This is a genomic window from Thauera terpenica 58Eu (assembly GCF_000443165.1).
Classification (GTDB): domain Bacteria; phylum Pseudomonadota; class Gammaproteobacteria; order Burkholderiales; family Rhodocyclaceae; genus Thauera; species Thauera terpenica.
This window is the reverse complement of record NZ_ATJV01000070.1, coordinates 203,518-213,770: the sequence shown is the minus strand read 5'-3', so window position 1 is coordinate 213,770 and position 10,253 is coordinate 203,518. Positions and strand designations below refer to the sequence as shown.

8 protein-coding genes are annotated in these 10,253 nt (G+C 65.5%); 3 read left to right on the top strand and 5 right to left on the bottom strand.

Translation table 11 applies throughout. The annotated features are described in order from the left end of the window. From M622_RS34335 to M622_RS34320, 4 genes are all read right to left on the bottom strand, one after another. The coding region (locus M622_RS34335; RefSeq protein WP_021250229.1) for an acetaldehyde dehydrogenase (acetylating) at nucleotides 1-626 on the bottom strand (626 nt) is incomplete at its 3' end. A 134-nt stretch (nucleotides 627-760) separates the two neighbouring features. Beyond that, nucleotides 761-1,549: a fumarylacetoacetate hydrolase family protein gene (locus M622_RS34330; protein ID WP_021250228.1), complete on the bottom strand. Its 789-nt coding sequence runs from the start codon at nucleotides 1,547-1,549 to the stop codon at nucleotides 761-763. 66 nt (nucleotides 1,550-1,615) lie between these two features. Continuing rightward, nucleotides 1,616-2,389, bottom strand: a complete 774-nt coding sequence (locus tag M622_RS34325) for a glucose 1-dehydrogenase (RefSeq protein WP_021250227.1) — start codon at nucleotides 2,387-2,389, stop codon at nucleotides 1,616-1,618. A gap of 53 nt (nucleotides 2,390-2,442) precedes the next feature. Next, nucleotides 2,443-3,420, bottom strand: coding sequence for a flavin reductase family protein (locus tag M622_RS34320; protein ID WP_021250226.1), 978 nt, complete (start codon nucleotides 3,418-3,420; stop codon nucleotides 2,443-2,445). Between the two features lie 177 nt (nucleotides 3,421-3,597). Here M622_RS34320 and M622_RS34315 point away from each other — a divergent pair, with 177 nt between their 5' ends. After that, on the top strand, nucleotides 3,598-5,247 hold the full coding sequence (locus M622_RS34315) for a HAMP domain-containing methyl-accepting chemotaxis protein (protein WP_021250225.1): 1,650 nt from the start codon (nucleotides 3,598-3,600) through the stop codon (nucleotides 5,245-5,247). Further along, nucleotides 5,195-6,733, top strand: coding sequence for a coniferyl aldehyde dehydrogenase (locus M622_RS34310; RefSeq protein WP_306415640.1), 1,539 nt, complete (start codon nucleotides 5,195-5,197; stop codon nucleotides 6,731-6,733). Before M622_RS34315 ends, M622_RS34310 begins: the two co-directional genes overlap by 53 nt. A 110-nt stretch (nucleotides 6,734-6,843) precedes the next feature. Here the strand turns inward: M622_RS34310 and M622_RS34305 are convergent, their stop codons facing one another. Next, complete coding sequence (locus M622_RS34305; protein ID WP_245543085.1) at nucleotides 6,844-8,370, bottom strand: FAD-dependent oxidoreductase; 1,527 nt, start codon at nucleotides 8,368-8,370, stop codon at nucleotides 6,844-6,846. Between the two features lie 171 nt (nucleotides 8,371-8,541). Here M622_RS34305 and M622_RS34300 point away from each other — a divergent pair, with 171 nt between their 5' ends. Continuing rightward, nucleotides 8,542-10,251: an FAD-binding protein gene (locus M622_RS34300; RefSeq protein WP_021250222.1), complete on the top strand. Its 1,710-nt coding sequence runs from the start codon at nucleotides 8,542-8,544 to the stop codon at nucleotides 10,249-10,251. The last annotated feature ends 2 nt before the right edge of the window (nucleotides 10,252-10,253 follow it).

Sequence of the window (10,253 nt, the reverse complement as noted above, 5' to 3'; positions counted from 1 at the left end):
GTGTCGCGCATGATCAGCGGCGGCTCGGCCGGGTTGAGGATGATGATGGCCTTGCCCTGTTTGGCGCCGCCCACCTTCTCCACCGCTCCGGCGGTGGTGCGGGTGAATTCGTCGATGTTCTTGCGCGTGCCCGGGCCGGCCGATTTGCTCGACACGGTGGCGACGATCTCGCCGTAGCTCACCGCCTGCACGCGCGACACCGCGGCCACCATCGGGATCGTGGCCTGGCCACCGCAGGTGACCATGTTCACGTTCATCTCGCCCTTGCCCACATGCTCGACCAGATTGACCGGCGGCACGCAGAAGGGGCCGACCGCAGCCGGAGTGAGGTCGATCATGAGCACGCCCAGCTCATTGAGCTTGCGGCTGTTCTCCGCGTGCACATAGGCGCTGGTGGCGTCGAAGGCGATCTGCACACCATCGGCCAGCACGTGCGCCAGCAGCCCATCGACACCGTCGGCGGTGGTCTTGAGGCCCATCTCGCGCGCCCGCGCCAGGCCTTCGGAAGTGGCGTCGATGCCCACCATCCACACCGGCTCCAGCACCGGGCTGCGCTTGAGTTTGTACAGCAGGTCGGTGCCGATGTTGCCCGGACCGATGAGGGCGCACTTGATTTTCTTGCTCATGGCTTCAGTTCTCCAGCAGACGGCAACACGTGGCCCGCCTTGCTACCAGGGGTGTTTATTTCAGGGTTTGCAGGATGTGCGGCAGTACGGGAAGAGGGAGGAAAGTGCGGCCGCCCACCTGCAAAGCGCACAAATCAGGAAAAGGCGATCGAGCAGCTGCCCAGACCTTCGATTTCCATCTCGAAGCGATCGCCCGCGCGGGCCGGAACCAGGGGTGCCAGCGACCCGGACAGGATCAGCTCGCCGGCGCGAAACGGGATGCCGAAGGCGCCCAGCGTGTTCGCCAGCCACGCCACCGCCTCGGCCGGATGGCCTTGTACCGCCGAGCCCAGGCCTTCGCCGGCGGCCTCGCCGTTGCGCGTCATGCGCATGCGCACCGCGGCCAGGTCCAGGCCCGCCGGGTCGGTATGCTGTGCGCCGATGACGAATACGCCGCATGAGGCGTTGTCGGCCACGGTGTCCTGGATCCTGATCTTCCAGTCATCGATGCGCGAGTCCACGATCTCGAAGCAGGGCGCCACCCAGGCGGTTGCGGTCAGCACGTCGTCCCTGGTCACCCCCGGGCCCTGCAGGTCGGTCTTGAGCATGAAGGCGATCTCGCCTTCGGCACGCGGCTGCATGAGACCGGCCTTGGACAGCGAAATGGTGGCGCCGTCGGGGTAGTGCATGGTGTCGGTGAGGAAGCCGAAGTCGGGCTGGTGCACATTGAGCATGTCCTGCACCGGCTTGCTGGTGACACCGATCTTCTTGCCTACCACCTTCTCGCCATCGGCCTCGCGCCGCGACAACATGTGCAGCGAGATATGGTAGGCGTCGTCGATGCTGAGTTCGGGGTGACGGTCGGTGAGCGGTGCGAGCGTGCGGCGCTGACGCAGGGCGTCGTAGAGCTCGTCGCCGAGGCGACGGATCTGGGTGTCTTCCATGGAGCGGGGTCCAGCGGTGAAGGGGTTTGCGGCGAAGCGTGGCGTGAAGTGGCGTGACGAGGGCGTTCAGCCCGGCCAGACGCTCGACTCGGCGCCGCCGTCGACTTCGAGGATCTTGCCCGTGACCCAGCCCGATGCGGGGCTGGCGAGATAGAGCGCGGCAGCAGAGATGTCCTCGACCACGCCCAGGCACTTGAGCGGGGTGTTCTTGATCATGCCTTCACGCATGTTCGCGGGCAGCGCACGGTCCAGGGCGGCGGTCATGATCGGCCCGGGGGCGATGGCATTGACGCGAACCTCGGGTGCGAAATCATGCGCGAGCAAGCGGGTGAGGTGGCTGAGCGCGGCCTTCGCCGTGCCGTAGGCGCTGAAATAGGGCTGGGCGTAGCGCGCCGCACCCGAGCTGATGTTCACGATGTTGCCACCGCCTGCCGCCCGCATGTGCGGCACGCACAAACGGGTGAGCTCATAGGCCGAGCTCACATTGAAGCGGAACACCTCCTCGAACTTGGCGGTGGGCATCTTCAGCGGGTCGTTCGGTCCCGAGCCGCCGGCATTGTTCACCAGATGCGTGACGCGGCCGAATTCCTTCATCGTGGCGTCGACCACCGCGGCCAGCTGCGCCAGGTCGGTGACGTCGCAGCTGAGGGCCAAAGCGCGCCGACCCATGGCGCGGATTTCTGCCGCCACCGCCTCGACGTCGGCCAGCGTGCGTGCGGCACACACCACGTCGGCGCCGGCTTCGGCGTAGGCCAGGGCGATGGCACGGCCGATGCCGCGACCGCCACCGGTGACGATGGCAACCTGGTTGTCCAGGCGGAAGCGTTCAATGATGCTCATGGGGTGTCCTGTTGTTGGTTCGGTGTCGATAGCTGGTGGTGTGGCAGGCGCGCTCAGCGCGCTGACCACAGATCAGGCATGCCGGGGTCGCTGCTTGCGATCAGGCGCTTGAGCAGCAGCTTCAGTGCCATCGCGTCGCCGGCCCCCAGCTTGTCCGCCATGTCTTCCTCGACCGCCTTGGCCAGCGCGATCTGGCGCAGCGAGGCCTCGCGGCCGTCGGCCGTCATGACGTAGCGCACCACGCCGTCCTCGCTCTCGGTCGCCACCAGCTGGCTGGCCTCGAGTGCCGCCATCGACTCCTCGCTGGCCACCATGCCGGTATAGGCGATGAAGGCGTTGAGCTCTTCCAGGCTCAAGCGATCGCGGATGGACAGCACCGACAGGATGAAGAAGGAGCGCTCGTCCAGGGCCTGGGTGTTGAGCAGCTGGCCCAGCGCGTGCAGCATCTGATAGTGCGCGCGTCCGAGCAGGTAGCCGAGCAAGTCCTCGGTGTAGTTGCATTCGGGCGGCGGCGTTGCGCCCAGACGCAGCTCCTCGCGCGGCTTGCGAGCGGTGAGTGCGTATTGGCCGCTCTGAAACGCCAGCGGCGGGAGGTCGCTGTGGTCGTAGGCCAGCACTTCGCCGACGAAGATGACGTGGTCGCCACCGTCGTAGCTGAAGGCGGTGCGACACTGGAAGCGTGCGGTGCACTGCTTGAGCAGCGGCGCCTTGCTGATGCCCTCGTCGAGCTCGAGACCGGCAAATTTGTCCTCTCCCTGGCGGGCGAAGCGGCCCGACAGCTCCTCCTGGTCAACCGACAACACGTGCACGTTCCAGTGCTTGGCGTTGGAGAAGATTGCAAGGCTGCGTGCATTCTTGGCCAGGCTCCACAGCACCATCGGAGGATTGAGCGAGACCGAATTGAAGCTGTTGGCGGTGATGCCGACCATTTCGCCATCCGCAGCGCGGGTGGTGATGATGGTGACGCCAGTCGTGAAAGTGCCAAGTGCAGCGCGGAAGGCGTGGGGATCGAAACCCTTTTGCGTCGTCATGTCGTGTCTCGCAAGGCGGGGGAAAAGAATGGAAATGAGTATGGAATCCGGCCAGAACAGGGTCATCGTCCCAACGGACTAGCGTATATGCAGGGGGCGGTGTTTCGTCCATTCGGACGATGGTGGCGGGCGGTGCGGTTGTTATGGTGCAAGTCCACGCCCAAGGAAGCATGTCCCATGCGTCAACTCACTCTCGTTCAACGTTTGCTGATTTGGGCTCTTGTGGCCGGCACGCTTTTTTTCGCAGCCGTTGGCTTTGGCTGGTTTGGCATGTTTCAGGCCAAGGAGGCACTACGCGAGGTGCATGAAGAAAGCCTGGTCGCGCTCTCCCGTTTCGAGGCCATCCAGACGCGACTGCTGAACAATCGTCGCCTGATCCTGCTTGCCTTCCAGCTTGATCCCGAGGGTGGCCTGGCCTCTGCCCATGAGCGCCCGCTCTCGCATTACCTTGACCTCATCGACCGCAACACCGAGGAGGTCCGCGCCCTCATCGAGACCCAAAGGGCGCACATCAGCGACCCCGAGGAGCAGGCGCTGTTCGAGACCTTCATCGCGCGCTACGACGAATGGATCTACCTCGTCGACGACGTCCTCGCCTCGCTGCGCACCGGGGCCTTTCGTCTCACCTACATGAGCGCATTCGTACAGGGGGGCGAGCCGGCCGGCGAAGCGGCGGAGGAGGCCCTCGCCGCGCTCCATGCGCACCAGGCCAGGCTCACCGCTGACAGCTACGAGGCGGCGCAGGCGCGTTACCGGCTCACGGTGATGGCCTATCTCGCGCTTTCCGCCCTCGGCCTGATCCTGGGCGCACTGCTGGCCTTCACCACCCTGCGCCGCCTGCGCCTCGCCTTCGGGGTGGCATCCTCAGTGGCACGCGCGATTGCCAAGGGCGATCTGTCGGTTGAGGTGCCCAATCTCGGCAATGATGAATTTGGCGTGTTGCTCGGTGATATTGGCGAAATGCGCGACAAGCTGCATGTGCTGATCGATCACCTGCGCCGCGAGGTCGAGCAATTGGGTGTGCAGGCGCGTCAGCTGTCGGGCATGGCGAGTTCGGCATCCGAGCACGCGAGCTCGCAGCAAGAGGCGCTGGCGCGCATGTCCGATGCTGCGGCGGGACTGGTGCGCTCGATCGATCAGGTCGAGGCCCATGCCAGCGCCTCGCTGCAGACCACCCAGAGCTCCTTCGCCCGCACCGAGGACAGTCAGAAATTCATCCGTCGCATGGCCGAAGAGATGCACCGGGTATCGGAAGTGGTGGATACGACCGCCGCTCAGGTCAACGGGCTGGACGAGTTGTCGCATCGCATCAGCGGGGTGGTGCAGGTGATTCGTGAGGTGGCGGAGCAGACCAATCTGCTCGCGCTCAATGCCGCGATCGAAGCCGCCCGTGCCGGCGAACAGGGGCGAGGTTTCGCCGTGGTTGCCGATGAAGTGCGCAAGCTCGCCGAGCGCACCTCGGCATCGACCGCAGAGATCACCTCCACCATTGCCGACATCCAGGTCCAGACCCGCAGCGTTTCAGGCGGCATGAAGCAGGTTGTGGAGCGGGTGGCGAGCGGGGCCGCCCTGTCGCGCGAAGCCGGTCAGTCGGTGGAAGGTATCCGCGTCGGCACCAACGAGGTCTTTGCTGCGGTGGGCAACATCAGCGAATTGATCAAGGCGCAGGCGGCCTCCACACGCGAAATCCTGCAGCGCATCGACACCGTCTCGAGTGGCACGGCCGACCTTTCGGCGAGCGCCAGTCGCAGCGCCGATTCCGCAGCCGGTCTTGATGCCCTGGCGCGCACCCTGGATGAGCTTTCCGGTCGTTTCCGTCTCAGTTGATGGTAGCGGCTTTCCTCAAACGCCCCCTGACAAAATGGATGGAAGAGACACGATGAGCACACCACATGACTCCGTCGAAGCCCTGGCCCGGATGCTGGCGCTGCAGCAGGCTGCGTTCCGCAGCGCGGGTGCCGTTGATGCGGCCACTCGCCGCCGTCGCATCCAGACCGCGATCGACTTGCTGGTGAAATACCACAAGCCCCTGGTGGAGGCGATGGATGCTGACTTCGGTGGCCGCCCCAAGGGTTATTCCTTGATGAACGACGTGCTCGGCTCGCTGACTTCGCTGAAGTACGCCCGCGATCATTTCGAGGCCTGGATGCCGAGCGATGCGCGCACGCCCTTCCCGCCTTACGACCAATTCGGTGCCGAGGCCTGGGTGATGTACCAGCCCAAGGGCACGGTGGGCATCATCGGCACCTGGAATGCGCCGCTGTTTACGCTCTTCTCCCCGCTCGCCAGCGCCCTGGGCGCCGGCAACCGCGCCATCCTCAAGCCGTCCGAGGTGGTGGCGCAAACCGCGAGCGTGGTGGCCGATGCCGTCAAGGACATGTTCGACCCGCTCGAGGTCGGCGTCGTCACCGGCGGGCCGGACATGGGCGAGGCTTTCAGCGCGCAGGCCTTCGATCACCTGGTGTTTACCGGCAGTACGGCCGTGGGCAAGGCGGTGATGCGCAACGCCGCGCGCAACCTGGTGCCGGTGACGCTCGAACTGGGAGGCAAGTCGCCCACCGTGGTCGCGCGCAGTGCCGACCTGGCCACCGCCGCCTATCGTATTGCGGTCGCCAAGGCCACCAACGCCGGCCAGCTGTGCGTGAACCCGGACGTGGTCTATGTGGCGCGCGAACAGCTTGAGGACTTCGTTACCGCCCTCAAGCGCAGCTTCGCCGAGCTCTTCCCCGAAGTGTCGGGCAATCCGGACATGGTCGCGGTGATCAATGCCAGGCATCTCGAGCGCGTCGAGTCCTACGTCAGTGAAGCTGCTGCTGCAGGCGCGCGTGTCGAGTGCGCCCCCGCCGAGACCGCCCGCGATGCCGGCGAGCGTCGTCGTCCGCTGCGCATCGTCATCGACCCGCCCAGTGACACGCTCATCATGCGGGAAGAGATTTTTGGCCCGGCGGTGGTGGTCAGCACCTACGCCGAAATCGACGAAGTGATCGCCGACATCAACACCCGTGCGCGTCCGCTGGCGCTGTACTACTTTGGCGAGGACCCGGCCGAGCAGCAGCGTGTGCTCGAGCACACCTTGTCGGGCGGGGTCTGCATCAACGAGGTGATGTTCCACGCCGGGATGGAAGACGCCCCCTTCGGCGGCATCGGCGACTCCGGCATGGGCCACTACCATGGCCGCGAAGGCTTCATCGAGTTCAGCCACCTGCGCACGGTGTTCAAGGCACCGGCCTACGATCCGCGCCGTGAATGGGGGCTGTTGCCGCCCTATACGGATCAGTTCCTGGCGATGATGGAGTCTCAGGTCACGCCTTGATGGTGGTGGCCGGCTGCCTGCAGCCGGCACGCCTGGAGCTGAATCAAGCGACGTAAAAAACGCCGCCGCGCTGAATGAGCGAGGCGGCGTTTCCATTTTTGCGCGTGTTGTCAGCTCTGTGCGGCCTTCAGTCCGGCCTGGCGACCGAAGAAGGTCGAGTCACCGATCGACAGCCCAGAGCTGTAGCCCTCGCCCCAGCGCGGCAGACCGCAGGTGGTGCGCCCGGCCGCGAACAGGCCGGGGATGGGCTGGCCGTCTGCATCCAGCACTTCGCCGCTGGGGCGGGTGTGCAGGCCGCCCATGGTGAAGGCGTGCGCGTTGAGGTCGCCGCGACAGTAACTGAGCGCGGCGAAGGGCGCCTCGGTGAGCGGACGCAGCCAGTTCGCCGCCTTGTGGAACAGCGGGTCCTGTCCTTCGGCTGCATGGCGGTTGAATTCGCTCACCGTGTGCACCAGGCTGCCCTCCGGCAGGCCGAGCTCTTTTTCGACCTCTTCCCAGGTCTCGCCCACGGCGGCGACCTTGATGTCGGGCTGGATCATGGGCCGCCCGAAGATCTCGTTGTCGACCAGCAGCCAGGCCTTGCCCTCGGGTTGGCGCAGCACATAGTGCGCGACGCGGCCGTGGTAAGCGTCTTCGTTGATGATGCGCTCGCCGCGCGCATTGATGAAAATGCCTTTCACCAGGGACTCGGGCGGGAAGAAGGGCAGGGTGGCGAAGAACTGGTCCATGTGGATGGTGGCGCCGCCAGCGCCGATGCCCATGCGGATGCCCGAGCCGTCGTCGTTGCCGCCCGAGACCACCTGCGCGTGGAGCGCGCCCGGGGCGAAGCGTTCCACCATTTCGCGGTTCACGATGAAGCCGCCAGCACACAGGATGACGCCCTTGCGTGCGCGCACGAACTGCTCCTTGCCCTCGATGCGCACCACCACGCCGACAATGGCGCGCTCGCGGTCCACGATCAGGCTGATGGCCCGGCTGTTGCAGTGCACGACGGCGCCGAGTGCTTGTGCCCGAGCGCACAGCTTCTCCATCAGCATCTTGCCGCCGCCCCAGCCCTTGAACTGGGCCGTATGGCCGCGTGGCGCCGGCTTGGCCTGCGCGCTGAAGGGCCAGGCCTGCTCGCTGCCCGACCACAGCAAGGTGTCGTCGGTGAGGGGCTCCAGCCACTTGCCCGGCAGGTAAGTGCCCTTGAAGGGCACGCCCTGAGCCTCGAGCCAGTCGTAATGAGCGACCGCGTGGTCGGCATACAGGCGTACGCGCTCGGCGTCTGCGCCGGGGCCGCCGGCCATCATCAGGTAGGTGTAGAAGTCCTCGGTGCTGTCCTCGAAGCCATGTGCCTTCTGCACCCGGGTGCCCCCGCTGCCACCGACATAGACCTCGCCACCCGACCACGACGCGCTGCCGCCGGGTGCTGCCGCGACCTCGAACACATGAACCTGTGCGCCCGCCGCGCGCGCCTCGATCGCGGCGCAGCTGCCGGCGGCGCCAAAGCCGATCACCGCCACGTCGGTTTCGATGTCCCAGTGCGGGACGTCGTCGGCATGGCAGGGGCGGGCGAGGGAGTAGGGCCGGGTCGCGCCCTCGGTCTGATGCGGCGCTGTGTCAGGGGTCTGGGTGGTGGTCATTGTCGTTTCCATGTTGTCTCTCGTGCGCTTGATCGTGGTCAAGCGGATGGGATGGCGCATCCTTCGATTGAACGATGTTGACAGCTCTCGAGTCGAGCCCGGGCGCATAGTCCGCATTGACGATGAACGCCCGCAGGCTTGCAGCGACTATTCCACGTATCCAAACAAGATCAGGGGTAGAGCGTGAGCGTGCATGATCAGTCACAGACGGACTGGGACGTCATCGTCGTCGGCTCGGGTGCGGGCGCGATGACTTCGGCGGCGATTGCCGCCGATCGTGGGCTTTCAGTGCTGGTGGTCGAGAAAAGCGACAAGTTCGGCGGGACCTCCGCCATTTCGGGTGGCGGCATCTGGATTCCGAACAACCACTACTTTGCCGCCAAAGGTGGCAAGGACAGCTACGACAAGGCGCTGCAGTACATCATGACTGCGGGCGGTGGGCGCGCTGACGAGACCAAGGTGCGCGCCTACCTTGATCACGCTCCGGCGATGATCAAGTACCTGGAAGACAAGTCGCGCGTGCGCTACGCCGTGGCCGAGAAGTACCCCGATTATTACCAGCATGTGCCGGGCTCCCTGCCCGGTGGGCGCTCGCTCGACCCCGAGCTGTTCGACACCAGCGTGCTCGGCGACGAGCTCGAGAACCTGCGTCGCCCCTCGCCCTCCACCTTGCTCATGGGCAAGATCTCGTGGACCGCACGCGATGCGCACATCGCCATGGCGCGCGAGAGCGGCTGGCGTTTCAAGATCCTGTGGATGATGTTGCGCTACAAGCTCGACTTCAAGTGGCGGCGCAAGAGCAAGTTCGATCGCCGCGCCGGCCTCGGCAATTCGCTGGTGTGCGCGCTGCGCGCCTCCTTGCTGGACCGCAAGGTGCCACTGTGGCTGAACACCGATTTTCGCGATCTGGTGCTCGACAATGGCCGCGTCACCGGCATCAAGGTCGTGAGCAAAGGCCGTGAGCTGACGCTCAATGCGCGCCGCGGCGTGATCATCGGTGCCGGCGGTTTCGAGCAGAATCAGACGCTGCGCGAGAAGTACCTGCCGCAGCCGACCAAGACCTCGTGGAGTGCGACGCCGCCGGGCAACAACACCGGCGCCGCGCTCGAGGCCGGCATGGCCGCCGGCGCCGCCACCGATCTGCTCGAATGGGCGTGGTGGTCGCCGACCATCCCGGTGGTGGGCGAAGAGAAGCCGCGCGGCATCTTTGCCGAGCGCGCCTTCCCCGGCTCGATCGTGGTCAATGGGCTGGGCAAGCGCTTCTGCAACGAGGCTCAGGGTTATCTCGAGTTCGGCGACGCGATGTACAAGGACCGCGAGGCCACCGGTGGCAAGAACGTGCCCGCGTGGTGCATCTTCGATGCCCATTTCCGCTTCAACTATGCCATGGGCCCCTTGATGCCGGGTCAGATCATGCCCGACAGCCGCCTGCGCAAGGAGTGGCGCAATTCGGTGTACTGGAAGGCTGACACGCTCGAAGAGCTGGCACGCCAGATCGACGTCGATCCCGCCGGCCTCGCCACCACGGTGAAGACGGTCAATGAGTACGCACGCACCGGTGAGGACAAGGACTTCGGTCGCGGCGGCAACGTTTTCGACCGTTACTACGGTGACGTCAACGTCAAGCCCAACCCTTGCCTGGCACCGATCCAGAAAGGTCCGTTTTACGCCATGCGCATGGATGCGGGCGACATCGGCACCAAAGGCGGTCTGCTCACCGACGCCCACGCCCGCGTGGTGCGCCCTGATGGCTCGCCGATCGAGGGCTTGTATGCGATCGGCAACACCTCGGCTTCGGTGATGGGCATCGCCTATCCCGGCGCCGGTGCCACCATCGGCCCGGCGATGACCTTCGGTTATATCGCAGCCCACCACATCGCCGACAACACGTAAAA

Coding starts and splice junctions, on each gene's coding strand:
- M622_RS34325 (WP_021250227.1), bottom strand. CDS start 2,389: ATGAGCATCATTGAACGCTTCCGCCTGGACAACCAGGTTGCCATCGTC.
- M622_RS34330 (WP_021250228.1), bottom strand. CDS start 1,549: ATGGAAGACACCCAGATCCGTCGCCTCGGCGACGAGCTCTACGACGCC.
- M622_RS34315 (WP_021250225.1), top strand. CDS start 3,598: ATGCGTCAACTCACTCTCGTTCAACGTTTGCTGATTTGGGCTCTTGTG.
- M622_RS34320 (WP_021250226.1), bottom strand. CDS start 3,420: ATGACGACGCAAAAGGGTTTCGATCCCCACGCCTTCCGCGCTGCACTT.
- M622_RS34305 (WP_245543085.1), bottom strand. CDS start 8,370: ATGGAAACGACAATGACCACCACCCAGACCCCTGACACAGCGCCGCAT.
- M622_RS34310 (WP_306415640.1), top strand. CDS start 5,195: ATGCCCTGGCGCGCACCCTGGATGAGCTTTCCGGTCGTTTCCGTCTCA.